This window comes from Phenylobacterium sp. (assembly GCF_036264965.1).
Taxonomy (GTDB): domain Bacteria; phylum Pseudomonadota; class Alphaproteobacteria; order Caulobacterales; family Caulobacteraceae; genus Phenylobacterium.
The window spans coordinates 1-25,137 of record NZ_DATAPY010000149.1 but is presented as its reverse complement, the minus strand read 5'-3'; the positions used below and the strand labels follow the sequence as shown (position 1 = coordinate 25,137).

Genomic DNA, 25,137 nt, shown 5'->3' with positions numbered 1-25,137 from the left:
CGCTAGGGGAGCCCGCCGGCGAACTCCAGGCTTTCGCCCGCCGGGTGCGCCCGGACCGTCCGGGCGCCTATTCGGTCTGCAGGGTGAACTTCGAGGCCATGACGCAGGTGGCCACATTCTTGTGGATGCGCAGCGTGGCCGGCTGGCCAGGGCCCGGTACGAAGAAGAACCGGCCGGCGGGCGAGGCGACGGTCAGGGCCGCCGGGCTGGTGAACTGGCAGACCTTGTCGGTTCCGAACCCCCTGCCGCCATCGTCCTTCACGTCGGAGCAGGAAACGTCGCCGGCGATGCGGCCGAGCGTCACCCCGTCGTAGTCGAAGGTCTTGGGGGCAACCTCGTGCTTGGTGTTGAACTCCGTCTCGCTCATCGCCGGACAGGGCGGGCCCTGAATGTCCCATTTCTTCGCGAGCGCGATGGCCGCGTTGCGGTCGCGCACCGCCTGAGAGGTAACCAGCAGCGCGGCCGCTCCGACCACCACGATCGCCCCGATCACATGGGCCAGGCCATAGCGGCGGACCGCGCCGAAATCGCGCGCTTTCCGGGGGCCGGCCTCAGTCGGCATCGGTGAGGTCGCGCGCCTCTTCCGGCAGCATGATCGGCACGCCGTCGCGGATCGGATAGGCCAAGCGCGCCGAGCGGCTGATCAGCTCGCCCTTGACCCGGTCAAGCTCCAATGGCCCGTGGGTCACGGGGCAAACCAGCACCTCCAGCAGGCGCGGGTCGACGTCGACCTCGGTCGGCGCGGGTTCGGACACGATATCGCTCACGGCTGAAAACTCCTCGGGCCGATATTACTACTGTAAAGAATGGCCCTCGTCATCGCCGTCATCAACGCCGTCGATCTCCAGCAAGGTGGAGAGGGTTTCGAAGCGGCCCGCTAGGTCGGGCGCCTCCAGCAGCGCCTGCTTCTCCGCCGGTTCGAAGGGCAGGCCCATGGCCAGCGAATTGACCAGGGCCTCCAGGGGCGCGCTCTGGGCGGTCTCCCAGTCGATGTCGAGTTCGCGGCGGTTCAGATAGCGCTTCAGGGCGCTGGCGAAGCGTTCGCGGGCGGCCTTCGGGGCCTGGCGCGCCTCATCCTCGACCAGGTCGGCTTCGAAGCGGTCGTAGCGGGCGCGCAGCTGACGATAGGGCGTAGCGATGAACAGCTCCTCGCCCGCGTCGAAGCGGCAGACCCCGGTCAGGGTGATGAGGTAGCGGCCGTCGGAGGTCTCAGCGTAGCTGGTCACCCGGCCCACGCAGCCCACGTTGGTCAGCTTCGGCCGCTCGCGGTCGCCGCCAGCGCGGGTCTGGATCATGCCGATGATCCGGTCGCCGGCCATCACGTCGTCGATCATGTTGAGGTAGCGTGGCTCGAAGATCTGCAGCGGCAGGTCGCCGCCGGGCAACAGCAGGGCGCCGTCCAGCGGGAACACCGGGATCATCTGCGGCAGGTCGGCGGTGCGGCGATAGGCCGGCATGGGGATCAGGTCCGGACGCCTCAGCTGAACAGGATGGCTGACAGCCGGCGGCGGCCGTTGCGGGAGATCTCCGACATCTGGCCGGCCGCCTCGAAGACGATGAGCAGCTGTTTCCGGGCCGCGTCGTCGTTCCAGGCGCGGTCCTTCTCGATGATGGTCAGGAGCTCGTCGGCGGCGGCCTCAAGGCGATGGCTGCCGGCCAGCGCCTTGGCGAGCTCGAAGCGGGCCTCGTGGTCGTCGGGATTGGCCGCCAGGCGCTTTTCGAATGGGGTGGTCTCGGACGGGGCCTCGGCGGCCAGGGCCAGGGCGGCGCGCACGCTGTCCAGGTCGGGGTCCTTGGCGTCGGGGCCGGCCATCTCGACGATCTCGCCGGCGCGCTCCACGTCACCCGATGTCAGATAGACCTTGGCGAGGCCGCCCAGCGCCTTGGCGTTCTGCGGGTCGGCCTGCAGCACCTCGGCGTAGGCCTGGGCCGCGCCGCCCATGTCGCCCAGCTCCAGCGACTCCTTGGCCAGCGTCAGGAGATCGTCGATGGGCGAGGGGCCGCCTGACCCCTTCAGCTTGGCCAGCTTGTCGACGAAGGCCTTCACCTGGCTGTCGGGCACCGCGCCCATGAAGCCGTCCACCGGCTGGCCGTCCACAAAGGCGAAGACCGCGGGAATCGACTGCACCCGAAGTTGGCCCGCGTAGGCTGGGTTCTTGTCGATATCGACCTTCACCAGCTTCACGGCGCCTTTGGCGGCGGTGACCGCCTTCTCCAGCGCAGGCCCCAGTTGACGGCAGGGCCCGCACCAGGTCGCCCAGAAATCGACGATCACCGGGGCGTCGCGCGAAGCGTCCAGCACGTCGGCGGCGAAGCTGGCGTCGGTCGCATTCTTGATGATGTCGGCGGCCGGCGGTCCGGCGGTTTCCCCGATCAGGCTCATGGCCAGTCCTCGAACTCAGTTAGCGAAACGCATGGAGCGCCAAGATGGTCCCGACATGCGACGGCTTCAACGCAGGATCACCGCCATGGCCGCGAAATCCACGATCAGCGGCGAGACGCCAATGGCCGCCAGAAACGCGCGGAAGCCCGCCCGGCTGACGCCGGTGGTGGCGGTGTTGGTCAGGGGGTGGAAGTTCACCCGCGCCGCCTCGGCCAGGTTCCGGTCGAGCACGAACCGCACCCGGCGATCCGTGTCGTTGATCAGACCGAAGGCGGTGACCGAGCCCGGCGTCACACCCAGCGTCTGTTCCATCAGCGCCGAACTGCCGAACGACAGCCGCCCCGAGCCGATCACGGTGTGCAGCCGCTTCAGGTCGATGACCGTGCGGTCCTGGGCCGAAATCAGCCACAGCTGATCCTTCGCATCCTTCAGGAACAGGTTCTTGGTGTGGGCGCCCGGGATCGCGGCCTTGATCTCCTCGCCCTCGCCGACCCGGAAGACGGCCGGATGGTCAAGCGTGTCGTGGGCGATCCCTTCGGCGTCCAGTAGGGCGATCAGATCGGCACGGCTCTTCATGGTCCCGCCTTTGCACCAGCGCAGGCGCGGTCGCAATTCGTTGTGCCGTTTTGGATCAATGCTGGGCTGAGCGCCCGGCGAATACGAAAGACTGGACCCGATGAAGCTTCGCCTTCTGGCGCTCGCCGCCACGACCGCGACCGCCCTGGCCGCCGCCTCTTCGGCGTCGGCGGTCACCTACACCATCAACGCCGTCGCCGGCGTGAACATCACCGATCCCCTGATCACCGACTTCAACAGCGATCAGGCCGGCAACATCACGGACCTGGCGACCGGCTATCAGTTCGACCAGGGCGGGAACGGCTTGGCCTTCACCCGCGATGGCGGTCTCGGCCTGCTGCCGAACGTCAGCGCGCCGCCTCCGGCTGACAACAATGTCTCGGGCGCCTACTACGAGACGGTGCTCGGCAACGGCGGTTCGGCGACCCTGACCTCGGACGTGGGCATGAACGACTTCCAGTTCTACATGGGCTCGCCCGACGACTTTAACGGCATGAGCTTCACCTTCGTGGACACGTCGAACCAGGCGGTTACCCTCAACGGCCAGGCAATCTGGGGCGGCAATCCCCAGGGGAACGGCGACCAGTCGGAAGGCTTCACCGTCAGCTATCACTTCGACACGGCGGTGAAGTCGATCACCTTCACCTCGGGCAATCAGAACGCCTTCGAATTCGACAAGCTGGCCGGCGGTGTGCCGGAACCGGCCTCCTGGGCCCTGATGATGCTGGGCTTCGGCGGCGCCGGCTCCATCCTGCGCAGCAAGCGCCGCCGCCAGGCGGTCGCCGCGACGGCCTAAACCTTCCAGGGGCCGCACAGGCCCTCGGGCGAAAGACGGACGAGCCTCGGCCCGCACCTCGCGGCCGGGGCTTTTCCATGCGCGCGTTGCTGGACGCGGCCGCGGCCCGCTGCTTTAGCTCTGGAAAGCCCTGGTCCCTAGAAGGTCGCCCCGAAGAACATGCCCGCCCTGGAATTGGAGTGCTATCCCACCGTCGAAGCCGGCGTGACGCCGCCCGACATCGTCCCCGGCCGCCAGAACCGCGACTGGATGGACAACTTCCACGCCCGCCACGCCTACCGCTGCCTGCCGATGAACATGGCCAACACCTCGGGCTGGGAGATCCTCTGCCCGATGACCTTCAACGCCGAGTGGACCGGCGGCATCCACCAGGATGACATCAGGATCTGGACGGACAATCCGCACCCGCACCTGACCCGCTTCGCCAAGAGCCACTTCAGCCACGGCGTCATCACCATGCACACCGGCTATATGTTCAAGACGCCGCCCGGCTGGTCGATGCTGGCCATGGGCGCGCCCAACCACATCAAGGACGGCATCCAGCCGCTCGCCGGGGTGGTGGAGACCGACTGGCTGCCGTTCCCCTTCACGATGAACTGGCTCTTCACCCGGCCGGGCCGGGTTCGGTTCGAGAAGGGTGAGCCGTTCTGCTTCATCACCCTGCTGCAGGACAAGTTCCTGCACGACATCCAGCCGGTGATCCGCAGGCTCGATTCCAACCCTGAACTCGCCCACCAGTACGGCGTCTGGGAGAAGCATCGCACGGAGTTCAACCAGCGGATCTTCCGCCAGGACCCGGAGGCCACCAAGGAGGCCTGGCAGCGCTATTACTTCAAGGGCGAGTACCCTGAAGAGGTCGCCCCGGCCCGCGAGGACCATGTCAACAAGCGCCGCCTGAAGGAGCCTTCCTGGCGGCGTTAGGAGCCCCGGCGATTTCGCCGCGCCAAACCGCCCTCGGGCCGCTTGCAAACGCTGGGGGCGTCTGCCATAAGCCGCCTCTCGAATTTTCGGGGCGGTTTCCGACCTCGAGGAGCGCGGGCGTAGCTCAGTGGTAGAGCACAACCTTGCCAAGGTTGGGGTCGAGAGTTCGAATCTCTTCGCCCGCTCCAAATTTCCGCGAAAACCAGCACCTTGGGTCGGCCGCTCACACAGCGGCCAGCCTGGGGCGCTGGCCGCCGCCGGAGCGCGCCCGTGCGCTCGCCGAAGACGCCTTTGCGCGTGCAGCCGCTTGGGGAATTCCGTCCTGCGCGCGGGCGTGACCGGGCGCAGGTTGCGGCGGGGCGCTTCTGCAAGTAGGCCGTGGTTTTTCCAAGACTAGGATTGGGCCAGGACTGCGGCCGAAAGTTCAGATCTCTTCGCGAGATCAAGAATTCGGGACGACTGCCATATATCAACGCCATCTCGATCAACACGGGCGCGCTTGACGGGTGTTCGAAAAAAAAGTTCGCCTTATGGGAGAAAGGAGTCCCGCTCCCGTTAACGACCTATTATTGATGAAATTGAAGGGCAGGCTCCAAGGGCGAGGCTGCGTAGCTGGTTGGGGATCTGGACATGAAGATGAAGCTGTTTGCAGCCGCGGCGGTCGCGGTTGGTTTTCTGGCGGTCGCCGGTTCGGCCTCCGCGACGACGATTATTACCCAGGGCGGTGAAACGCTGGCGATCGACGCCGTCGCCACGCCGTTCACGCCTACGCTCACGGGGAGCGGCATGACGATGATCGACAACTTCGACTCGATCAGCCCCGCCTTCGGATTCACGGTTAGCGGCGGGACTCTCGCCACGGGCACGTCGGGCACCGCCGCGGCGCCTCCCGGCGACGCCACACAGTATGAAGCTGTGGAGACCGACAGCCCGTTCACGATAACGGACACTCTCGGCTCGCTGACCCGGATCAGCTTCTATATGGGATCGCCTGACGCCACCGATGGCTTGATTAACAGGCTGTCGGTGACGGTGAACGGGGGCCTTGGGCCTATCGTCCTGACGGGAACGGACATCTGGGGCGGCCCCGGCAACCAAGTTGGCGACGGCAACCAGAACGACGGCTTCCTCATCACCTATACCTTCTCGCCGCAGACGGTTCATTCGCTCACGTTCAGCCAGTCCGGCGGCCCGGCGTTCGAGTTCGACAACCTGGCCGCGGCGATCCCGGAACCGGCGTCCTGGGCTCTGATGATCGGCGGCTTCGGCCTGGCCGGCGCTTCGCTCCGCGCTAAGCGTCGCCAAGCGGCGACCGCCTAGCAAACACGTCATCCGGGCCTTCGGTCCGGGCGAACGAAAAAGAGACCCTGGCCGCGAAGCCCGCGGCCAGGGTTTTTTCGTGGGCGGCGCTGGGGTACCTAGGGTCGGCCGAATCCAGGCTGGACCACGCGAAGGCTCCCGATGACCCATGATCCCGCGCTTGAGGCCCATGAACACGCCGAGCACGCCGAGCACGCGGCTCACGAGCACGATCCTTTCATCAACCGGGTCTCGATCACCATCGCGGTGCTGGCGGTCCTGGCGGCGGCTGTGGGCAGCCTGGAGACCATCGAGGCGGGCGGCGCGATCACCTCATCCAGCGAGGCCGTCCTGAGCCAGGACAAGGCCACCGACGCTTGGGATGAGTACCAGGCCGACAGCCTCAAGAAGCACATCTATGGCATCGCCGCCGACGCGGGCGGCCCCAAGGCCGCGAAATACGCCGACACCGCCAAGGAGCAGGTCGCCAAGCAGGCCGAGGTCAGGAAGACGGCTGTCGAGAACGAGGCGGAGCGCGACAAGCTGCTGGCCGCCAGCCGGGCCCACGAGCACCACCACCACTGGCTGACCGCCGGCGCCACCCTCCTGGAGATCGGGATCGCCATCTGCACCGTGGCGATCATTACCCGGCGCAGGGCGTTCTGGCTGGGCTCGATCGGCCTCGGCGTGGTGGGCCTGACCGTGGCCGCTGTCGGCTTCCTGCTCTAAGCGGCCTGGATTCCGGCCTTCGCCGGGATGAGCCGCCGCGCGCTCATTTGGCGGCCGGGTACTGGATCTTGGGCTTCAGGTTCTCGACCACCGCATGGGCGTCGAAGGCGCGCGGGTCGTCGGCGGGCTTGGCGCCCTTGTGGGTGATGATCTCGGCTGAGGCCTCGAAGCTTTCGATGGTCTCGACGTCGGCGAAGAACGGGTCGCCATAGAACGGGTCCCAGGTGCGCCAGCCGCCGGCGACGCCGCGCCCCCGATAGCGCCAGGACGGCCGCCAATAGGAGAAACCCGGCCCGTACCAGGGCCGATAGAACGGGTCCGGGTCGATGTAGGTTCGGGCGTTGCGGTCGGTTTGCCGGTCGACGATCGCAAACCAGTCGCCGCCGTTCTGCAGGGTGAGTTCGGCGGCGCGGAACAGCAGATAGCCCTCCACCGTTTCGCGCTTTGTCACTGAGTTGCCGGAGAAGGTCACCCGCCAGCGGTTCGGCTCGATGCGCGTCTCGGAATAGCCGCCACCGCTCGCCGAGCCCTTGACGAAGGGTTGATAGGGCGTCGGCCCGACGCAGGCCGAGACGCCGCCGGCCAGAACCAGAAGCGCGACGGCTGCGGCGCGTGAGAACTTGATCATCGTGCGGTCCCGATCGGATGCGTCCCTCGACGAGGTTGATCCACTCCCCACAACACTTGGCCGCAATTGTGGTTGCTGGATTTCACCCCTGTCGCGAGCGTCGCCATGGCGTGTCAGGCGCCGACAACCACGAGGATGTAGATGATCCGCCCTAGGGCTCCGAAGAGCAGGACCGCCGTAGCGATCGACTGGATCAGGAACCCCGGCGCGCGCTTTTTCGCATCAGCCGCATAGCCCAGCGCGTAGAGGATCCGCCCGACGATCCAGACCACCCCCATCGCGGCGGCCACCAGGTCGTTCCAGTAGATGGCGAACAGCCACATGGAGACCAGGAAGATCGGCAGCCATTCCATGGTGTTGTAGTGCGCACGAATGGTGCGCTCGAGCAGCGGGTCGCCGGTCATCGCAGGGGCCGGAATGCCGGCCTTCACCCGCGCCTGGGGCACGCGGATGCTCATCCAGAAATAGGTCAGAAGCGCCAGGAGGGTGACGAGCGCCACCAGGGCGTGGGGATGCATATGGTTTTCCCCCCAAATATGGCGATGAAGCTTCGCCTTGGCGGCCGAGAGCTTGGCACGTATCGGGGCTCGGCGGGAACCGCTTCCGTACGGCCTCGCGTTTAGAGTCAGCCCAGCTCGTTGGGGAGACGACCATGCACGTCGAGTCCGCCGCCATCAGAGAGATCGACTACGACGCCGGCCGCAGCAAGCTCCTGATCCGCTTCGTCAGCGGAGAGCGCTACGTCTATGTCGGCGTGCCGGCGGAAGTTTGCCGCTCCTTCGTCGAAGCGGACTCCAAAGGCAGTTTCTTCCAGAGCCAGATCCGCGACCGCTACCCGTTCAACCGGCTGGACGCCTAGCCTTTCGTCCGCTTGTCCCGTTGGGCGTTCACCCGCAGGCGCAGCGCATTGAGCTTGATGAAGCCCGCCGCGTCGCGGTGGTCATAGGCCACGGCGCCCTCCTCGAAGGTCACCAGTTCCTGGTCATAGAGCGAATAGGGGCTGGTGCGGCCGATGACGGTCACGTTGCCCTTGTAGAGCTTGACCCGCACCTGTCCGGTCACCTTGGCCTGGCTGAGGTCGATGGCCGCCTGCAGCATCTCGCGCTCGGGGGCGAACCAGAAGCCGTTGTAGATGAGCGACGCATACTTCGGCATCAGCTCGTCCTTCAGGTGCATGGCCCCGCGGTCGAGGGTGATGCTTTCGATGCCGCGGTGGGCGGCCAGCAGGATCGTGCCGCCGGGCGTCTCGTAAACGCCGCGCGACTTCATGCCGACGAAGCGGTTCTCCACGAGGTCCAGGCGACCGATGCCGTTGTCGCGGCCGAGCTCGTTCAGCTTGGTCAACAGAGCGGCGGGCGACAGCTTCACCCCGTCGATGGCGACCGGGTCGCCCCTCTCGAAGTCCATGGCGATGACCGTGGGCTTGTCCGGCGCGTCCTCGGGCGAGATCGTGCGCATGTGCACGAACTCCGGCGCCTCGACGGCGGGGTCCTCCAGGACCTTCCCCTCGGAGGAGGAGTGCAGCAGGTTGGCGTCGACGCTGAACGGCGCCTCGCCGCGCTTGTCCTTGGTGATCGGGATCTGGTGCTTCTCGGCGAAGTCGAGCAGGGCCTCGCGGCTCTTGAAGCTCCACTCCCGCCAGGGCGCGACGACGCGGATATCGGGCTCCAGGGCGTAGTAGGCGAGCTCGAAGCGGACCTGGTCGTTGCCCTTGCCGGTAGCGCCATGGGCGACCGCGTCGGCGCCGGTCTTCCGTGCGATCTCGATCTGCTTCTTGGCGATCAGCGGCCGCGCGATCGAGGTGCCGAGCAGGTACTGGCCCTCATAGACCGTATTGGCGCGGAACATCGGGAAGACATAGTCGCGCACGAACTCCTCGCGCACGTCCTCGACGAAGGCGTTCTCCGACTTCACGCCGAGCGTCATGGCCTTCTGCCGCGCCGGCTCGACCTCTTCGCCCTGGCCCAGGTCGGCGGTGAAGGTCACCACCTCGGCGCCCAGCTCGGTCTGCAGCCACTTGACGATGGTGGAGCTATCGAGGCCGCCGGAATAGGCGAGCACGACTTTCTTGATGGGCTTGTCGGCCATGGCGGCGGCGTCCTGCAAGATCGAGAGAAGGGGAAGATCGAGGAAGGAAGAGGTCGCGCGCGTTTAAGAGCGAAGCTGCGACGGGTTCAAGACTTAAGCGCCTGGGCGACCCATCGCAGATGGAGAAGCGCCAGCAGCGCGGCGGAAACCGCGCGCACGCCGAATACGATCACCGCCATGTCGCCGTCGGCCTCGCGGGCTTGCAGCACAAGCCACAGGCTGGCCGCGAAGGTCGCGGTGGGCAGCAGCCAGAGCGCCACGGCGCGCGGCGCCTGGCCGCCGAGGAAGGCGAGCTTCTCGCGGCCTGCCGTCTGGCCCCAGGCGTGGCGGGAGGCCGCGAACATGATGGCGAGCGCGATCACCCAGAGCGCATCGCCTCCATAGGCCAGGACCATTTGCAGCGATGACATCGACAACCCGCCCTAGATCGAAACCTGAGTGCCGAGCTCCACCACCCGGCCCGGCGGGATCTTGTAGAAGTCGGTGGGATTGGCCGAGTTCTTCATCAGGAAGATGAAAAGCTTGTCCTGCCAAAGGGGCATTCCGGACTGCGCCGAGGGCACCACCGAACGGCGGCCCAGGAAGAAGCTGGTGGCCATGATGTCGAACTTCAGGCCCAGCTTACGGGCCAGGCCGAGCGCCTTGGGAAGGTTCGGGCTTTCCATGAAGCCGAAGCTGACGAAGAGCTTCTTGAAGTCGTCGTTCACCGGCTCGATCCGCAGCCGGTTGTCGTTGGCGACGCGAGGCGTCTCGGCCGTCTCGATCGTCAGGATGATGTTCTTCTCGTGCAACACCTTGTTGTGCTTGAGATTGTGCATCAGGGCCACCGGCGCCATCGAGGCGTCGGATGTCAGGAAGATCGCCGAGCCCGGCACGCGGTGCATGGAGCGGCTCCTCAGGATCTCGGAAAGCTCCACCAGGGGAATGCTGTCGCGCCGGGTCTTTTCGGTGAGGATCTGGGCGCCGCGGGTCCAGGTCCACATGACCACCATCAGGGCCGCGCCGAAGGACAGCGGGAACCAGCCGCCGTCGAGCACCTTCAGCATGTTCGCGCCCAGGAAGCTCAGGTCGATCAGCAGCAGCGGAACCACGATGGCGAGCGTCGCGGGCAGGCTCCACTTCCAGAACCGGCGGGCGACGATGAACTCGAGCAGGATGGTGATCACCATGGTGCCGGTCACTGCGATGCCATAGGCGGAGGCCATGTTGGAGGAGGTGCGGAACAGCACCAGCAGCACCAGGACGCCCACCATCAGCATCCGGTTGACGGAGGGCACGAAGATCTGGCCGGCGACCGTCTCACTGGTCCGGCGGATATCGATGCGCGGCAGAAGGCCGAGCTGCACCGCCTGCTGGGTCATCGAGAAGGCCCCGGTGATCACCGCCTGGCTGGCGATGACCGTGGCTGCGATGGTCAGGATCAGGATCGGCCAGTAGGCGACATGCGGGATGATCCCGAAGAACGGATCGGCGGCCGCCGCGCGGTGGGTGAGCACCAGAGCGCCTTGGCCGAAGTACTGCAGCGCCAGGCAGGGGAGCGCCAGGCCCAGCCACGCCAGGCGGATGGGCGTGCGGCCGAAGTGGCCCATGTCCGCGTAGAGCGCTTCGGCCCCGGTCACCGCCAGAAATACACTGCCCAGGATGATGAAGCCCAGCAGCCCGTTGGAGATCAGCAGGCGCACGCCGTAGTAGGGGTTGATCGCCTTCAGCACCACCGGCGAGCCGATGACGTGGTAAAGGCCCAACCCGCCCAGGAGCAGGAACCAGACCACCATGATCGGGCCAAAGAAGCGCCCGACGCTGGCTGTGCCGCGCGCCTGCACGAGGAACAGGCCGATCAGGACCGCCGCCGCCGAGAACAGGATGACCGTGGGCGTGAAGATGTGGCCGACGCTCGGCGCGTCCTTCAGAAGCTCCACCGCCGAGAGCACTGAGACGGCCGGCGTGATCAGCCCGTCGCCGTAGAATAGCGCCGCGCCACAGATCCCAAGGATGAAGACGGTGGTGGAGCGATGGCCGAGCGCACGCTGGGCCAGCGCCATCAGCGCCAGCGTGCCGCCCTCGCCCTTGTTGTCGGCGCGCATGACGAAGATGACGTACTTGATCGTCACGATGATGATCAACGCCCAGAAGATGAGCGAGACCACGCCCAGGACCGCCAGGTCGCTGGGGCCGCCACGGATGTGGCTCAGGGCTTCGCGCATCGCGTAAAGCGGACTCGTGCCGATGTCGCCAAAAACGACGCCGACCGATCCGATCGCCAGGGCCATGAGTCCCTGTTTGCGGGAGCGATGCGACTCCTCGGGCGCCTCTGGGGCGCCGCCGGCCGTATCAGCCATCCAATCTCTCCGGGGACGGAAACGGCATCCCCTCTAGCGGCCCGATGCCGTCTCGCGGCGGGCGCGATACACCCATTCCGGACCCCATTCAATGCTGCGGCGCAGCAGAGCGACACTATGGCTTGAATGCCCTGGCCCTGGGCCTAGTTTCACACCGAGGAATTGGAGGGCGGGCATGGATCGCAGATTGGCGCTGGTGACCGGCGCCTCGGCCGGCATAGGCGCGGCGTTCGCCCGCATCCTGGCGAGCCATGGCTATGACGTGGCGCTGACGGCGCGCCGCGCCGACCGGCTGGACAAACTCGCCGAGGAGATCTCGCTGCGCTACGGCGTCGAGGCCCTGACCGTGACCGCCGATCTGGCCGAGCCGGAGGCGCCGGGCCAGATCCTCGATTTCCTGACCGCTCACGGCCGCACGGCGGACGCCCTGATCAACAACGCCGGCTATGGCCTGCCCGGCGCCTACGCCGACACCCGCTGGGACGATCAGCGGGCGGTGATCCAGGTCATGATGACCGCGCCGGCGGAGCTGACGCATCGGGTGCTGCCGGGCATGCTGCATCGCAAGTTCGGCCGGATCGTCAACGTCTCATCCCTGGCGGGCCTCGTGCCCGGCGCCGCTGGCCATACGCTCTATGGGGCGGTGAAGGCCTTCCTGGTGCGCTTCTCCCAGAGCCTACACCTGGAGGTCCAGGCGCAAGACGTGCATGTGAGCGCGCTCTGTCCCGGTTTCACCTTCTCGGAATTCCACGATGTCGCCGGCACCCGGGCCCAGATCACCCAATCGACGCCGCCGTGGCTCTGGCTCGGGGCCGACGAGGTGGCCGCGGCGGGTTACGAGGCCGTGGAGGCGAACCGGGTCATCTGTGTCCCCGGCGCGCCCAACAAGGCGATCGCCGCGGTGACCAAGCTGATCCCCGACGACTGGGCCCTGGCCCTGATGGCGTCGCAGAGTTCGCGGTTCCGGAAGCTCTAGCCTGATCCCGGATCGGCGCTGCGCGCCGTCCGGGATGACTCGCTACGCGGTCATTTCGCGTAGGGCGCCGCCGCTTCGGGCCGGATCAGGCCGTGGGTGGAATCGGCGATCCCGGCCAGCAGGAACTGCACGGCCATGGCGCAGAGGATCAGGCCCAGAACCCGGACGATGATCGACAGCCCGATCTTGCCCAGCAGCCGGCCGACGATCGGCGAGGCCAGGAATGACAGAAGCGTGGCGGCTGAGACCGCGGCGATGGCGCCCACGCCCAGGGCGGCCCCCGGCAGGCCGTACTCCCTGGCCTGGCTGGCGTAGATGATTACCGTCGAGATGGCGCCGGGCCCGATCAGCAGCGGCATGGCGAAGGGCACGATCATCTGCTCGACCCGGCGGCGCACATAGGCGCGGCTGTCCCCGGTGCTCGCCGCGGCGTCGGCGAACCCGGCGGTGAAGTCGTCGCCGAGCATCTTCAGCCCCAGGACGAACAGGATCACCCCGCCGGCGATCCGGAAGGCCGGCAACGAGATGCCGAAGAAGGCCAGCAGGCCGAGCCCCGAGAAATAGAACAGCGTCAGGAAGCCCATGACGAACAGCGAGATCACGAAGGCGATCTGCGCGCGTTCACGGCCACTGGCGCCGGCGGTCGAGGCGACGAACACCGGCACGTTGCCGACCGGGTCGAGCAGCGCGAACAGGGCGATGAAGAAGTTGACCGCGAAGTCCCAATGGATCATGCCTGGGTCTTAGCCCAAATCGCTGCTCGCACCGAACCCCTCGGTCCGCGTTTCCTTGCCCGGAGCCTTCGCATGTCCGAAGTCGCGCCCATCCTGCTGGAAAAGGGGGACGTCCCCGTGAAAGCTGACCGCCGCCTTATCGTCCCACTCGACTTTCCCACCGCGGATGAAGCGCGCGCGGTGGTCGCGGCTCTGGACGATGCGGTCAGCTTCTACAAGGTGGGCCTGGAGCTCTTCGCCACGGACGGCATGACCCTCGCCCGCGAGCTGAAGGCGCAGGGCAAGCAGGTGTTCCTGGACTGGAAGCTGCACGACATCGGCGCCACCGTGCAGCGGGCCGCCGCCGCCATCTCCCAGGCCGGCTGTGACTTCATCACCGTCCACGCCGAGCCGCAGGTGATGGCGGCGGCTGTTCGCGGACGCGGGTCCTCATCGCTGAAGATCCTCGGCGTGACGGTCCTGACCAGCCTGACCGACGCCGACCTGCACGAGATGGGCTATGCGGAGACCGCCCGCGCCCTGGTCGAGCGCCGCGTCCACCAAGCGATCGCCGCCGGCTGCGACGGAGTGGTGGCGAGCCCGCACGAGGCCGCCCTGGCCCGCGCCATCGGCGGCCGCGATTTCCTGGTGGTCACGCCGGGCGTCCGCCCTGACTGGTCGGCCAAGAACGATCAGGCCCGCGCGGCGACGCCGCTGGAGGCCCTGAAGGCCGGCGCCTCGCACATCGTCTGCGGCCGCCCGATCACCGCTGCCAACGACCCCCACGCCGCGGCGCTGCGCGTGGCCGCCGAGATGGCCCAGGCCGGTTAGAAATCCACCGCGATGCCCTTGCGTTCCCAGTCGCCGAAGCGGGTGGGTTCGGGGCCCTTGGGACCGCCCTGTTCGGCGGCGGTCGCGGCGGCGGCCTCGGCCTCCGCGTGACGCTGGGCGGCCTCTTCGAGGGCGCGGCGGGCGGCGGGTGGAAGCGGCTTGTCCGGCGCTGCGTTGGGCACGTCTTCGTTCATTCCGCCGATCTAAGACCTTCCACACCGGTCCGCAAACCACTTGCCTTGCCGGCCCGGAGCGGGCACGCCGCGCGCCGTGACCGATCTTCCCACCCAGAACGCCCCCAATGACGCCGCCGGCCTGCCGGCCCGCGCCGCCGCCCTCGACCTGCTGACCGCCGCGCTCGGCGGCCGGGCCGGGATGGATGAGGGGCTGAGCCATCCGGCGCTGGCCGGCCTGGACGGCCGCGACCGCGCCTTCGCCCGCGCCCTGGTGATGGCGACCTTGCGCCACCTCGGCCCGATCGACGCGGCCCTGCAGGCCCGGGTGAAGAAAGCCCCGCCGGACAAGGTGGTGCAGATCCTGCGGCTCGGCGTGGCCCAGGCCTTCGTATTGAAGACCCCGGCCCACGCGGCGGTCGGGACGTCTGTGGACCTGGTCGCCCAGGACGGCGGCCTGCAGATGTTCAAGGGTCTGGTGAACGCGGTGCTGCGCGGCCTGCTGCGCGAGCCGCCGATGCTGGACGATCCCGAACTGCTGGCGCCGAGCTGGCTCTACGCCCGCTGGCGCGCGGCCTTCGGCGCGGGCGAGGCGCTCAAGGTCGCCGCCATGATCGCCGAGGAGCCAGCTACCGACCTGTCGTTGAAGCACCCGGCCCAGGGCGAGACGCTGGCCGCCGAGCTGGAAGCTACGGTCCTGCCCGGCGGATCCTTGCGCACCGAACGGCGCGGCGATATCGCGACCTGGCCGGGCTTCGCTGAGGGCTCGTGGTGGGTGCAGGACGCCGCCGCGGCGATCCCGGCGCGCCTGCTGGATGTCCAGCCCGGGCAGACGGCGCTGGACATGTGCGCCGCGCCCGGCGGCAAGACGATGCAGCTCGCGGCGGCCGGCGCGCAGGTTGTCGCCATCGACCGCTCGCCGGCGCGGCTGAAGCGGGTGGCCGAGAACCTCGCCCGCCTGAGCCTGACCGCCGAGACGGCGGCCGGCGACGCGGCGACCTGGCCTGACAAGCGCAGCTTCGACGCCGTGCTGCTCGACGCCCCCTGTTCGGCCACGGGCACGTTCCGCCGCCATCCGGACGTGCTGTGGGCCGCCAAGGCCAGCGACGTGGCGGGCCTGGCCGCCGTGCAGTCGAAGCTGCTGGACGCCGCCGCACGGCGCCTGAAGAGCGGCGGCCGTCTGGTCTACTGCGTCTGCTCCCTGGAGCCGGAGGAGGGCGAGGGGCAGATCGCGGCCTTCCTCAGCCGGTCCCCGGGCATGGCCCTCGACCCCATCGCCGCCGGCGAAGGCGGCGCGCCCGCGCCGAGCGTGCACCCGGACGGAACGCTGCGCATCCTGCCGCATCACATCGAAGGCGGCCTGGACGGGTTCTACGTGGCGCGCTTCCGCAAGGCGTAGGCGGCTCATCGGCCAACCCCAACGCCCGTCATCCTCCGGTCGCCCGAAGAGGCGATCCGGGAGACCCAAGCGGCCTCGCCCCATTCTGCAACTCAGCTTGGGTCCCCCGGATCAGCCTGGCGGCCGACCGGAGGATGACGAACCAGGGGTAATGGATCGCGGACTTCAATCCTCCCTAGCCGCCTCCCTCTGGCCCGAAACGCCGCATCACGTTATGCGGACGCCATGGCCCGCATCGTCCCCATCATCGCGCCCTCGATCCTGTCGGCGGACTTCGCGCGGCTGGGTGAAGAGGCGCGCGCCGTGCAGGACGCCGGCGCCGACTGGCTGCACGTGGACGTGATGGACGGCCACTTCGTGCCGAACATCACCATCGGGCCGGATGTCGTCAAAGCGTTGCGCCCGCACGTGACCATCCCGATGGATGTCCACCTGATGATCGCTCCGGCGGATCCTTATCTGGACGCGTTCCGCGCGGCGGGCGCCGACATCATCAGCATCCACCCGGAGGCTGGTCCGCACCTCAACCGCTCGCTGAGGCACATCCGCTCGATCGGAGCCAAGGCGGGCGTGGTGTTCAATCCCTCGACCGATCCCAGCGTGATCCAGTGGATGATGGACGACGTCGACCATGTGCTGGTCATGTCGATCAACCCCGGCTTCGGCGGCCAGACCTTCATGCCCTCGCAGCTTGCCAAGATCGCCGCGATCCGCGGGATGATCGACGCCACCGGCCGTGACATCTCGCTGGAGGTCGACGGCGGGGTGAACCCGGAGACCGCGAAGCTCTGTGTGGCGGCGGGCGCCACGGCGCTGGTCGCGGGCACGGCGGTGTTCAAGGGCGGCCCATCCGCCTACGCCGCCAACATCGCCGCCCTGCGCGGCGCCTGAGCCGCGGGGGCCGCCGATGCCCGGCTCGGCGCTCGACCGCATCCCCGGCGCCTATCCGCTGGCCGCCATGGCCCTGGCGCTCTGGCGGCGGCCCGGCCTGGAATGGCGCGCCTCGCCGCTCAACCAATTCGTGCTCAGTCATCCGGAGCCGGAGGGCCTCGCCGCTCATCCCCGCGACCTGCGCCCCGCGGACGATGAGGCTGGGCGGCGCATCCTGGCCGGTGGCTTCGTGTTCGGCGGCGAGACCATGGCCGTGGGTCCGCGCGGCGACCCCTGGGACCGCGCTGCGCCCAGCCACCGCTTCGCCATCGCTCTGCACCGCTTCGGCTGGTTGAGGGACCTCACCGCCCATGGCGATCCGGGCGCCTGGGAGGCCCTGCGGCTGACCTTGGCGTGGCGGCGGCTGTTCGGCCGCTGGAACCGGTTTTCCTGGGACGCCCAGGTGCTGGAGCGCCGCGTGTTCAACCTGGCCTGCGCCATCGCCCCTCTCTCGGCGCCGGCCTCGGAGGCCGAGGCCGACCAGATCGCCGCCGATCTGGCGCGCCAGGCGCGCTATCTGCTGAGCCTGGGTGAAGGCCCGGCGCGGGCGGCCGAGCGCGCTGCCGCCGCGGCTGTCGCCGGCGCGGCCCTGGGTGGCACGGCGGGCGAGACGCTGCTCCAGGCCGCGCTCGGCCGCCTGGCCCACGACCTGCCCTGCACCGTGCTGCCGGACGGCGGCCACGCCAGCCGCTCGCCGCAGGCGGCGCTGGAGCTGTTCTTCGACCTGCAGACCCTGGACGACGCCCTGGCGCAGCACGGGGTCCATGCGCCGGACGAAATGATGCGCGCGCTGGACCGGCTGGGCGGCGCGGTGCGGTTCTTCACCCTGGCCGACGGGCGGCTGGCAGCCTTGCAGGGCGGCGAGGCCACGACCCCGGCCTACGTCGCCGCGGCGCGGGCCGGCGAGGACGCCCTGGACCGCGAGGTTCCGGCGGTGCGCGGCGGCTACCACCGGCTGGAGGCGCGCACCCTGCAGATCGTCGCCGACGCCGCCTCGCCGGCCCCGGGGGCCTGGAGCGAGGCGGCCTGCGCCCAGCCCCTGGCCATCGAGGTCCTGGCGGGGAACAAGCGGTTGATCGTCGGGTCCAGCTGGTCGCCGGATGCGGCGGGACCGCAGGCCCTCCGTCTGGTGGACGCCGCCTCGACGGCCTCGGTGTCCGACGCCGCCTGCGGCGCGCCGCTACAGGGGTTCCAGGCCCGAACCCTCGGCCCGCGCCTGCGCGATGCTTACGAGGTGTTGGGCGTCGATCGGCAGCAGTCGCGCGGCGGGCTCTGGCTGGAGGCGAGCCACGACGGTTGGGCCAAGCGCTTCGGCCTGCGCCACGAGCGCCGGCTCTATCTCGACACTGAGGCCGACGAACTGCGCGGCGAGGACGCCCTGGTCCCGCTGGCCCAGCGCGGCGGCGCGGCGGGCCGCCGGTTCGCGCCCTTCGTGGTGCGCTTCCACCTGCATCCGCAAGTCAGCGCCCTGATCGCCCGCGACAAGACCAGCGTGCTCCTGAAAGTCGAAGGCGAGGATACCGGCTGGTGGCTGCGCAGCGACGCCCAGGAGGCGACCCTGGAGCCAGCGGTCAACCACCAGGACGGCATGACCCGCCACGGCCAGCAGATCGTCCTGCACGGCCAGGCCCGCCTCAACGCCGGCGGCAAGCTGCGTTGGAAACTGTCCGCGGCGCATCAGCCCGGCGAGCCTGCGCAGGTTGACGCTGAAGAGGCGTCGGCCTAAGCCCCGTCGCATTCCGCGTGACTGGCGAAACTGAGGTGGGCGACCACCGGGGAGCGCGGAACCATAGACTTCCGCGCGCCGCCAGGCGAAGTGGGAACCGGTTCGCCGTCCGGCGGCGCGCTAAGTTGGAATTGGCGCAGTCGGACGGAAAAGTGGTGTCCACTTTTCCTGACTGCGCCACGCCGCTCGCCTGGGCATTTCCTTTTGACCCTTGAAGGAGCTGCCATGCCTGCTGCGCCCGACTTTCCCCCCGCTCCTGACCGCGCCCCACTGAAGCGCGCCCTGCTGTCGGTCTCCGACAAGACCGGCCTGATCGAGGCCGCCCGCGTCCTGGCCGCCGCCGGGGTGGAGCTGGTCTCCACCGGCGGCACCCGCAAGGCCATCGCCGACGCCGGCCTGCCGGTGAAGGACATCTCCGACCTCACCGGCTTTCCCGAAATGATGGACGGCCGCGTGAAGACCCTGCACCCGATCGTGCACGGCGGCCTGCTCGGCGTGCGCGACGCGCCCGACCACGCCAAGGCCATGGCCGACCACGCCATCGGCGGCATCGATCTGGTCTATGTGAACCTCTACCCCTTCGAGAGCACGGTGGCCGCGGGCGCCGACTACGCCACGGCGGTGGAGAACATCGACATCGGCGGGCCGGCGATGATCCGCTCGGCGGCCAAGAACCACGGCTACGTCTGTGTCTGCACCGAGCTCGCCGATCTCGAGGAGGTGCTGGCCGAGCTGCAGGCCGATGGGACCACCAGTCTCGATCTGCGCAAGCGCCTCGCGGCGCGGGCCTATGCCCGCACCGCAGCCTATGACGCCGCCATCAGCGCCTGGTTCGCCGACGCGGTGGGCGAGGAATGGCCGAAGCGCCGCGCGTTCGCCGGCGAGCTGGTCCAGACCATGCGCTACGGCGAAAACCCGCACCAGGCGGCGGCCTTCTACCGCTTCGCCAACCCGCGCACTGGCGTGGCGACCGCCAAGCAGTGGCAGGGCAAGGAGCTCAGCTACAACAACATCAACGACACCGACGCGGCCTTCGAACTGATCGCCGAGTTCGATCCGGCGGACGGCCCGGCCTGCGCCATCATCAAGCACGCCAACCCTTGCGGCCTGGCCACTGGAAAGACCGTGCTCGAGGCCTATGAGCGCGCCCTGGCCTGCGATCCGGTCAGCGCCTTCGGCGGCATCATCGCTCTGAACCAGAAGCTGGACGCGGCGACCACCGAAGAGATCCTGAAGCTGCTGACCGAGGTGGTCATCGCGCCCGGTGTCGACGAGGAGGCCCTGGCCCTCTTCGCCAAGAAGAAGAACGTGCGGTTGCTGACGACAGGCGGCCTGCCCAATCCGCTGTCGAGCGGGCTGACCTTCAAGTCGGTGGCCGGCGGCTTCCTGGTGCAGGGCCGCGACAACGCCCGCCTGGCGAGCGCCGACCTCAAGGTGGTCACCAGGCGCGCGCCGACGCAGGCCGAGATCCGCGACATGCTGTTCGCCTTCACCGTCGCCAAGCACGTGAAGTCCAACGCCATCGTCTACGCCCGCGCCGGCCAGACGCTCGGCGTCGGCGCCGGCCAGATGAACCGTAAGGACTCAGCCCGCATCGCCGCCCTGCGCGCCGCCGACTTCGGCCTGGACCTGAAGGGCAGCGCCTGCGCCTCGGAAGCCTTCTTCCCGTTCCCCGATGGCCTGATCCAGGCGGCCGACGCCGGCTGCACCGCGGTGATCCAGCCCGGCGGCTCCATCGGCGACCAGAAGGTGATCGACGCCGCCGACGAGCGCGGCATGGCCATGGTCTTCACCGGCGTACGGGTGTTCAGGCACTGAGCTTTTTCATCCCTCCCCGTGCCGGGGAGGGTGGCGAGCGTAGCGAGACGGGTGAGGAAGTGTGGGTCGGCGCGCCGACTTAGCACTTGAACGCCACCTCCTCACCCTGATCGCTCACGCGCTCTGTCCCTCCCCATGACGGGGAGGGAAGTCACCGCTTCTTTTTCGCGCCTTCCGCGGCCAGTTCGCGCAGGGCCGCGTTGGCGATGGTGAGCTTGGCGAAGGACCAGCCGCCGCCGGAGGCCTCGATCTCGTCGATGGTGCGGCGGGCCTGGTTGGCCTTGTCCGGCCGCAGCGCCGTCCAGGCGGTCGCCGCGTCGCGGGCGTGGTGGGCGTCGTCGCCGGCCTGGGCGCCGCCGGCGAAGGCCATCACCGTCCGCGTCAGGTCTCCCTGCTGGGTCAGCAGGTCCTCGATCAGGCGGCGCAGCGCCATCCGCTCGAAGTTGTCGCCCACCGAATAGGCGCCGGCCGCCTGACGCACCCGGTCGAAGCCGAAGGCTTCGCCGACTGCGTGGTAGAGCCGCGCGACGTTGGCCAGCGGCCAGCTCGACGCCTCGGCGATATCCACCAGGTCGCCGGCGATAGTCATCGGCTGCAGGACGGCCACGGCGCGGGCCTTGTCGGCAGGCGCGCCGGCTTCGGTCAGCTGGCGCACGCGGCTGTCCACCTGGGCCTGCTCGATCGGCGACAGGATGCCAGGCATCAGCTTGAGGAGGCCTTGGAAACTCGGCCCGTAGGTCTTGATCAGGGCGTCGACGTCGAGCTTGTCGCGCGCGGCGCGCCGGGTAAGCCAGAAGGTGGCGCCGCGCAGGGCCGCGCTGAGCCGCCGGAACAGCGCCATCTGCCCGGAGGCCGGGATCTTGCCGTCGAGGGCCGCCACCGCGTCCCACAGCGCCGGGACGCCCAGCACCGCTTTGGCTGCCTCATAGCCGGCGGTGAAGGCCTTGGCGTCGGCGCCCGCGGCCGGCATCAGGCGGGCCGGAAAGCTCGGGCCGCAGCGGTTGATCACGTCATTGGCGACCACGGTGGCGATGATGTCGCGCCGCAGGCGGTGGCGGCGCATGGGCTCGGCCCACTTGCGCATGGCCTTGGGGAAGTAGTGCTCCAGAAGCCGTTCGAAGAACGGATCGTCCGGGGCGTCACTGGCGACGATGTCGCGCTTCAGCTCCAGCTTGCCGTAGGCGAGCAGCACCGCCAGCTCCGGCCGAGTCAATGGCCGTCCGGCCTGGGCCCGCTCGGCCATGCCGGGGCCGTCGGGCAGGCCCTCGACGGCCAGGTCCAGGCGACCGGCGCTGACCAGCTCGACCATGAACTGGGCGTAGGGCGCCATCTCGCCCTGGGCATCCATTTCCATCAGCGAGAGCGCCAGCGTCTGGTCGTAGTTGTGCGCCAGCACGTGTTCGGCCACGTCGTCGGTCATCGACTGCAGCAGGACGTCGCGCCGTTTTCGGGTCAGCTCGCCGGTTCGCTCCAGCATGCCGGTGAGGATCTTGATGTTCACCTCGTGGTCGGAGGTGTCGACGCCCGCGGAATTGTCGATGGCGTCGGTGTCGATCCGCCCGCCCGAAAGCGCATATTCGATGCGGCCCGCCTGCGTCAGGCCCAGATTCGCGCCCTCGCCAACCACCTTGACCCGCAGGTCGAAGCCGTTGATGCGCACGGCGTCGTTGGCCTTGTCGCCGACGTCGACGTTGGCTTCGTTCTGCGCCTTCACATAGGTGCCGATGCCGCCCAGGTAGAGCAGTTCCGCCTGGCTCTTCAGGATGGCGTGGATCAGGTCGGTCGGCGCCATGGCGTCGGCCTTCACCTCCAGCATGGCCTTTACCTGTGGCGACAGCGGGATCGACTTCAGCGTCCGCGAGAAGACGCCGCCGCCCTTGGAGATCAGCTTCTTGTCGTAGTCCTGCCAGGACGAGCGCGGCAGGGCGAACATGCGCGCCCGCTCGGCCCAGGACTTGGCCGGGTCCGGATCGGGGTCGAGGAAGATGTCGCGGTGGTCGAAGGCGGCCAGCAGCTTGGTCTGCTGGCTCAGCAGCATGCCGTTGCCGAACACGTCGCCCGACATGTCGCCGCAGCCGACCACGGTGAAGGGCTCGGTCTGGATGTCCTTGCCGAGTTCGCGGAAGTGGCGCTTCACCGCCTCCCACGCGCCGCGGGCGGTGATGCCCATGACCTTGTGGTCGTAGCCGGCCGAGCCGCCCGAAGCGAAGGCGTCGCCCAGCCAGAAGCCATAGGCCTCGGCGATGCCGTTGGCGATGTCGGAGAAGGTCGCCGTGCCCTTGTCGGCCGCCACAACCAGATAGGGGTCGTCGCCATCGAAGGCGATGACCTTGTCCGGCCGGATCACCTTGCCGTCGGGGGCCAGGTTGTCGGTGATGTCCAGCAGGCCTGACAGGAAGGTGGTGTACGCCGCGACGCCCTCGGCGCGCACCGCGTCGGCCGAGCCGCCCTTGGGCAGCTGCTTGGGATAGAATCCGCCCTTGGAGCCCACCGGCACGATCACCGCGTTCTTCACCTGCTGGGCCTTCACCAGGCCCAGCACCTCGGTGCGGAAGTCGTCGCGCCGGTCGCTCCAGCGCAGGCCGCCGCGCGCGACCGGCCCGAAGCGCAGGTGGACGCCTTCGACGTTCACGCCCCAGACGAAGATCTCGCGATAGGGCTTGGGCGCCGGCAGGTCGGCCAGCTCGCCCGAAGCCACCTTGAAGGAGATGTAGGGCTTGGGCGCTCCGTCCGGGCCGGTCTGGTAGAAGTTGGTCCGCTGCGTCGCCTGCACCAGCAGCGCCAGGCGACGCAGGACGCGGTCCTCGTCCAGGCTCTCCACCGACTGCAGGGCCTCGACGACCTTCAGCATCAGGGCGTCCGCCTGATTGCGGCGGGTCTCGATGCTGGCCGTCGAGGCGGGGTCGAACTTGGTCTGGAAGAGGGTGAGGATCAGCCGCGCCACTTCCGGGTGGGCCGACAGCGCCTCTTCCTGCACCCGCTGGCTGGGGTCGAGGCCGGACTGCTGACGGTGGCGGGCCAGGGTGCGGATCAGGGCGGCGTCGCGCCAGGGGATCGACAGTTCCAGCACCAACCGGTTGAAGCCGTCGTTCTCCGTGCGTCCGGTCCAGACGGCGACGACGGCGTCCTCGAAGGCGGCCTTCAGGTCGGCGAAGACCAGGTCCGCCCCGTGCGGGTCCTCGATCTCGAAGTCGTGCACCCAGACCGCCGGCGTGCGCGGCCGGCAAACCGGGAAGCCTGCTTCAGCCAGGGCCTTCAGCCCCATATTCTCCAGGATCGGCAGGACGTCGGAGAGCGGCGCCGGCGCGCCGACGCGATAGAGCTTGAAGCGGAACTGCAGCTCGGAATCGCCCGGCGAGCGATAGGCGCGCACGGCGATCTCCTGGCCCTCGGTCATCGCGTCGATCACCGCCAGGTCGGCCAGACCCTCCGATGGGCGGAACCGGTCGCGGTAGCCGGCCGGGAAGGCGTCGCGGTAGCGGCCCAGCACCTCGGCGACTTCGCCGGGTGGCCGGCCGGAGGCGCGTACGGCGTCCTCGAAGCGGTCCTCCCAGGTTCGCGCGGCCTCGGCGATCGAGACCTCCAGCGCCTTGAGGTCGGGCTCGGCGTGGTCGCGTGGCGAGAAGCCGATGATGTAGTGCACCCGCGCCAACGGGGCGTCTGAGAAGCTCGGATAGGAGGCCGAGACCCGTCCACGATAGGCGCTGGCCAGGATCTTGCCCGCCCGCGCCGCCAGGTCGGAATCATAGTGGTCGCGCGGCAGGAACAGCAGGATCGAGGCGAAGCGCTCGAAGGGGTCCCGCCGCTCGAAGACGCGCACCCGCGGCCGGTCGTAGAGGTGCAGGATGCCGAGCGCCTGATTCAGGAGCTCGTCCTCGGTCATCTGGAAGAGTTCGTCGCGCGGGTAGTTCTCGACGATGTTGCGGAGGCGCTTTTCGTTGTGGCTGCCCGGCGCGGTTTCGGCGCGCTCCAGCGCGTTGGCCACCTTCTCGCGGATCAGGGGCACCGCGCTCGCCGGCTCATCATAGGCCTCGGCGGTGAACAGGCCCACGAAGCGGACCTCGCCGAACGGCTTGCCCTGGGCGTCGTAGCGTTTGACCCCGACGTAATCCATGTAGCCGCGCCGGTGCACCCGGCTCTTTACGTTCGACTTGGCCACAGTCAGCGCCGGGTCCGACAGGATGCGGTGCTTGACGTCGGCCAGCAGGATCGCCGGCTCGTTGGCGCGGCGCAGGACGTGGCGGGTCGGGTCGCGCAGCACGCCCAGGCCGTCCTTGGCCTGGTAGAGCGGCTCCTCGGCGGCGAACTCGCCGCTCTTCAGGCGCGGATATTCGTAGACCCGCGCGCCCAGGAACACGAACTGTTCGGCCTGCAGCCAGCTCAGGAAGGCGATTTCCTCGGGCCGCGCCTTTTCGCCGCTCAGCTTGAGCTCGGCCAGGGTCTTGCCCATCAGCTCCAGCATGTCGGGGAAGTCGTCCACCGCGGCGCGCACGTCCTTGAGGGTCTCGGTGACGCCGGCGATCAAGGCCTGCTCGCGGTCCTTGCCGACGGGATCGAGGATCACCTGGATCATCGACTCGCGATGGGCGGCGCCGGTGGTTCCGCGGACGCCGGCGCGGTCGCGCTGAACCTCGACGATGGGATGGAACAGGGCGCGCACCGAAAGCCCCTGCTCGGCGATCTCGCCCATGATCGAATCGACCAGGAATGGCGCGTCGTCCTGCACGATCTCCAGCCGGTCTAGCGCGGTGTGTTTCCCATCGATGGCGGGAACCACGCGGATGGTCGGCCCGCGGCCGCGGCGGCGTTCGC

24 protein-coding genes, 1 tRNA gene and 1 riboswitch are annotated in these 25,137 nt (G+C 68.7%); of the genes, 12 read left to right on the top strand and 13 right to left on the bottom strand.

Annotated features, from left to right (window positions below):
* Positions 1-67 precede the first annotated feature (67 nt).
* From VHS75_RS19795 to VHS75_RS19775, 5 genes are all read right to left on the bottom strand, one after another.
* Complete coding sequence (locus tag VHS75_RS19795) at positions 68-562, bottom strand: hypothetical protein (RefSeq protein ID WP_329640334.1); 495 nt, start codon at positions 560-562, stop codon at positions 68-70.
* The gene (locus VHS75_RS19790) at positions 552-755 is read right to left on the bottom strand and encodes a Trm112 family protein (RefSeq protein WP_329640345.1); all 204 of its coding nucleotides are present in this window, start codon (positions 753-755) and stop codon (positions 552-554) included. The genes VHS75_RS19795 and VHS75_RS19790 overlap by 11 nt, the downstream gene beginning before the upstream one ends.
* Before the next feature lie 39 nt (positions 756-794).
* On the bottom strand, positions 795-1,457 hold the full coding sequence (locus VHS75_RS19785) for an LON peptidase substrate-binding domain-containing protein (protein WP_329640333.1): 663 nt from the start codon (positions 1,455-1,457) through the stop codon (positions 795-797).
* A gap of 20 nt (positions 1,458-1,477) precedes the next feature.
* A complete protein-coding gene (locus tag VHS75_RS19780) occupies positions 1,478-2,383 on the bottom strand; it encodes a co-chaperone YbbN (RefSeq protein ID WP_329640332.1) in 906 nt (301 codons plus the stop codon).
* 66 nt (positions 2,384-2,449) lie between these two features.
* Positions 2,450-2,959 (bottom strand): prolyl-tRNA synthetase associated domain-containing protein, encoded by a 510-nt coding sequence (locus tag VHS75_RS19775; RefSeq protein ID WP_329640331.1) that lies wholly within the window; start codon positions 2,957-2,959, stop codon positions 2,450-2,452.
* A gap of 100 nt (positions 2,960-3,059) precedes the next feature.
* Between VHS75_RS19775 and VHS75_RS19770 the strand changes: the two genes are divergently transcribed.
* The 5 genes from VHS75_RS19770 to VHS75_RS19750 all read left to right on the top strand — a co-directional run bounded on the left by VHS75_RS19770 (position 3,060) and on the right by VHS75_RS19750 (position 6,704).
* The gene (locus VHS75_RS19770; RefSeq protein ID WP_329640330.1) at positions 3,060-3,755 is read left to right on the top strand and encodes a PEPxxWA-CTERM sorting domain-containing protein; all 696 of its coding nucleotides are present in this window, start codon (positions 3,060-3,062) and stop codon (positions 3,753-3,755) included.
* A gap of 168 nt (positions 3,756-3,923) precedes the next feature.
* Positions 3,924-4,676, top strand: coding sequence for a DUF6065 family protein (locus tag VHS75_RS19765; RefSeq protein WP_329640344.1), 753 nt, complete (start codon positions 3,924-3,926; stop codon positions 4,674-4,676).
* Between the two features lie 113 nt (positions 4,677-4,789).
* A tRNA-Gly gene (locus VHS75_RS19760) sits at positions 4,790-4,864 on the top strand.
* A gap of 442 nt (positions 4,865-5,306) precedes the next feature.
* A complete protein-coding gene (locus VHS75_RS19755) occupies positions 5,307-5,996 on the top strand; it encodes a PEPxxWA-CTERM sorting domain-containing protein (protein ID WP_329640329.1) in 690 nt (229 codons plus the stop codon).
* 141 nt (positions 5,997-6,137) lie between these two features.
* Complete coding sequence (locus tag VHS75_RS19750) at positions 6,138-6,704, top strand: DUF4337 family protein (RefSeq protein WP_329640328.1); 567 nt, start codon at positions 6,138-6,140, stop codon at positions 6,702-6,704.
* A gap of 43 nt (positions 6,705-6,747) precedes the next feature.
* On the opposite strand, the gene VHS75_RS19745 is transcribed toward VHS75_RS19750, so the two are convergent.
* Together VHS75_RS19745 and VHS75_RS19740 are read right to left on the bottom strand one after the other, a co-directional pair.
* Positions 6,748-7,332, bottom strand: a complete 585-nt coding sequence (locus VHS75_RS19745; RefSeq protein ID WP_329640327.1) for a CC0125/CC1285 family lipoprotein — start codon at positions 7,330-7,332, stop codon at positions 6,748-6,750.
* Between the two features lie 113 nt (positions 7,333-7,445).
* Entirely contained in the window at positions 7,446-7,850 is a 405-nt protein-coding gene (locus VHS75_RS19740) for an MAPEG family protein (RefSeq protein ID WP_329640326.1), read from the bottom strand.
* Between the two features lie 134 nt (positions 7,851-7,984).
* On the opposite strand from VHS75_RS19740, the gene VHS75_RS19735 reads away from it, so the two are divergent.
* Positions 7,985-8,191: a KTSC domain-containing protein gene (locus VHS75_RS19735; protein ID WP_329640325.1), complete on the top strand. Its 207-nt coding sequence runs from the start codon at positions 7,985-7,987 to the stop codon at positions 8,189-8,191.
* Here VHS75_RS19735 and VHS75_RS19730 read toward each other — a convergent pair.
* The 3 genes from VHS75_RS19730 to VHS75_RS19720 form a co-directional block, all read right to left on the bottom strand.
* Positions 8,188-9,438: an argininosuccinate synthase gene (locus VHS75_RS19730; protein ID WP_329640324.1), complete on the bottom strand. Its 1,251-nt coding sequence runs from the start codon at positions 9,436-9,438 to the stop codon at positions 8,188-8,190. The two genes, VHS75_RS19735 and VHS75_RS19730, sit on opposite strands and share 4 nt — an antisense overlap.
* A gap of 68 nt (positions 9,439-9,506) precedes the next feature.
* Positions 9,507-9,830 carry a hypothetical protein gene (locus VHS75_RS19725; protein WP_329640323.1) on the bottom strand — a complete coding sequence of 108 codons (324 nt, stop codon included), beginning with the start codon at positions 9,828-9,830 and terminating at the stop codon, positions 9,507-9,509.
* A gap of 12 nt (positions 9,831-9,842) precedes the next feature.
* Positions 9,843-11,759: a potassium transporter Kup gene (locus VHS75_RS19720; protein ID WP_414694375.1), complete on the bottom strand. Its 1,917-nt coding sequence runs from the start codon at positions 11,757-11,759 to the stop codon at positions 9,843-9,845.
* A gap of 175 nt (positions 11,760-11,934) precedes the next feature.
* On the opposite strand from VHS75_RS19720, the gene VHS75_RS19715 reads away from it, so the two are divergent.
* On the top strand, positions 11,935-12,735 hold the full coding sequence (locus tag VHS75_RS19715; protein WP_329640322.1) for an SDR family oxidoreductase: 801 nt from the start codon (positions 11,935-11,937) through the stop codon (positions 12,733-12,735).
* Between the two features lie 50 nt (positions 12,736-12,785).
* On the opposite strand, the gene VHS75_RS19710 is transcribed toward VHS75_RS19715, so the two are convergent.
* Entirely contained in the window at positions 12,786-13,469 is a 684-nt protein-coding gene (locus VHS75_RS19710) for a MarC family protein (protein WP_329640321.1), read from the bottom strand.
* Between the two features lie 117 nt (positions 13,470-13,586).
* On the opposite strand from VHS75_RS19710, the gene pyrF reads away from it, so the two are divergent.
* Positions 13,587-14,279, top strand: coding sequence for an orotidine-5'-phosphate decarboxylase (pyrF, locus tag VHS75_RS19705; RefSeq protein ID WP_329640342.1), 693 nt, complete (start codon positions 13,587-13,589; stop codon positions 14,277-14,279).
* On the opposite strand, the gene VHS75_RS19700 is transcribed toward pyrF, so the two are convergent.
* A complete protein-coding gene (locus VHS75_RS19700) occupies positions 14,276-14,473 on the bottom strand; it encodes a DUF1674 domain-containing protein (protein ID WP_329640320.1) in 198 nt (65 codons plus the stop codon). The two genes, pyrF and VHS75_RS19700, sit on opposite strands and share 4 nt — an antisense overlap.
* Before the next feature lie 76 nt (positions 14,474-14,549).
* On the opposite strand from VHS75_RS19700, the gene VHS75_RS19695 reads away from it, so the two are divergent.
* The 4 genes from VHS75_RS19695 to purH all read left to right on the top strand — a co-directional run bounded on the left by VHS75_RS19695 (position 14,550) and on the right by purH (position 20,325).
* A complete protein-coding gene (locus VHS75_RS19695) occupies positions 14,550-15,851 on the top strand; it encodes an RsmB/NOP family class I SAM-dependent RNA methyltransferase (protein ID WP_329640319.1) in 1,302 nt (433 codons plus the stop codon).
* Positions 15,852-16,076: 225 nt separating this feature from the next.
* Entirely contained in the window at positions 16,077-16,742 is a 666-nt protein-coding gene (gene rpe / locus VHS75_RS19690) for a ribulose-phosphate 3-epimerase (protein WP_329640318.1), read from the top strand.
* A 16-nt stretch (positions 16,743-16,758) separates the two neighbouring features.
* The gene (locus VHS75_RS19685) at positions 16,759-18,507 is read left to right on the top strand and encodes a heparinase II/III family protein (protein ID WP_329640317.1); all 1,749 of its coding nucleotides are present in this window, start codon (positions 16,759-16,761) and stop codon (positions 18,505-18,507) included.
* 7 nt (positions 18,508-18,514) lie between these two features.
* Positions 18,515-18,610: riboswitch (ZMP/ZTP riboswitch) on the top strand.
* Between the two features lie 122 nt (positions 18,611-18,732).
* A complete protein-coding gene (gene purH / locus VHS75_RS19680; RefSeq protein ID WP_329640316.1) occupies positions 18,733-20,325 on the top strand; it encodes a bifunctional phosphoribosylaminoimidazolecarboxamide formyltransferase/IMP cyclohydrolase in 1,593 nt (530 codons plus the stop codon).
* A 151-nt stretch (positions 20,326-20,476) separates the two neighbouring features.
* Here the strand turns inward: purH and VHS75_RS19675 are convergent.
* Positions 20,477-25,137: NAD-glutamate dehydrogenase (locus VHS75_RS19675; RefSeq protein WP_329640315.1), on the bottom strand; the 4,661-nt coding region annotated here is incomplete at its 5' end.

Bases quoted from the DNA above. Each gene is read 5' to 3' on its own strand.
- VHS75_RS19795 (WP_329640334.1), bottom strand. From the start codon at position 562: ATGCCGACTGAGGCCGGCCCCCGGAAAGCGCGCGATTTCGGCGCGGTC.
- VHS75_RS19785 (WP_329640333.1), bottom strand. From the start codon at position 1,457: ATGCCGGCCTATCGCCGCACCGCCGACCTGCCGCAGATGATCCCGGTG.
- VHS75_RS19780 (WP_329640332.1), bottom strand. From the start codon at position 2,383: ATGAGCCTGATCGGGGAAACCGCCGGACCGCCGGCCGCCGACATCATC.
- VHS75_RS19775 (WP_329640331.1), bottom strand. From the start codon at position 2,959: ATGAAGAGCCGTGCCGATCTGATCGCCCTACTGGACGCCGAAGGGATC.
- VHS75_RS19770 (WP_329640330.1), top strand. From the start codon at position 3,060: ATGAAGCTTCGCCTTCTGGCGCTCGCCGCCACGACCGCGACCGCCCTG.
- VHS75_RS19755 (WP_329640329.1), top strand. From the start codon at position 5,307: ATGAAGATGAAGCTGTTTGCAGCCGCGGCGGTCGCGGTTGGTTTTCTG.
- VHS75_RS19750 (WP_329640328.1), top strand. From the start codon at position 6,138: ATGACCCATGATCCCGCGCTTGAGGCCCATGAACACGCCGAGCACGCC.
- VHS75_RS19745 (WP_329640327.1), bottom strand. From the start codon at position 7,332: ATGATCAAGTTCTCACGCGCCGCAGCCGTCGCGCTTCTGGTTCTGGCC.
- VHS75_RS19740 (WP_329640326.1), bottom strand. From the start codon at position 7,850: ATGCATCCCCACGCCCTGGTGGCGCTCGTCACCCTCCTGGCGCTTCTG.
- VHS75_RS19735 (WP_329640325.1), top strand. From the start codon at position 7,985: ATGCACGTCGAGTCCGCCGCCATCAGAGAGATCGACTACGACGCCGGC.
- VHS75_RS19725 (WP_329640323.1), bottom strand. From the start codon at position 9,830: ATGTCATCGCTGCAAATGGTCCTGGCCTATGGAGGCGATGCGCTCTGG.
- VHS75_RS19720 (WP_414694375.1), bottom strand. From the start codon at position 11,759: ATGGCTGATACGGCCGGCGGCGCCCCAGAGGCGCCCGAGGAGTCGCAT.
- VHS75_RS19715 (WP_329640322.1), top strand. From the start codon at position 11,935: ATGGATCGCAGATTGGCGCTGGTGACCGGCGCCTCGGCCGGCATAGGC.
- VHS75_RS19710 (WP_329640321.1), bottom strand. From the start codon at position 13,469: ATGATCCATTGGGACTTCGCGGTCAACTTCTTCATCGCCCTGTTCGCG.
- VHS75_RS19700 (WP_329640320.1), bottom strand. From the start codon at position 14,473: ATGAACGAAGACGTGCCCAACGCAGCGCCGGACAAGCCGCTTCCACCC.
- rpe (WP_329640318.1), top strand. From the start codon at position 16,077: ATGGCCCGCATCGTCCCCATCATCGCGCCCTCGATCCTGTCGGCGGAC.
- VHS75_RS19685 (WP_329640317.1), top strand. From the start codon at position 16,759: ATGCCCGGCTCGGCGCTCGACCGCATCCCCGGCGCCTATCCGCTGGCC.
- purH (WP_329640316.1), top strand. From the start codon at position 18,733: ATGCCTGCTGCGCCCGACTTTCCCCCCGCTCCTGACCGCGCCCCACTG.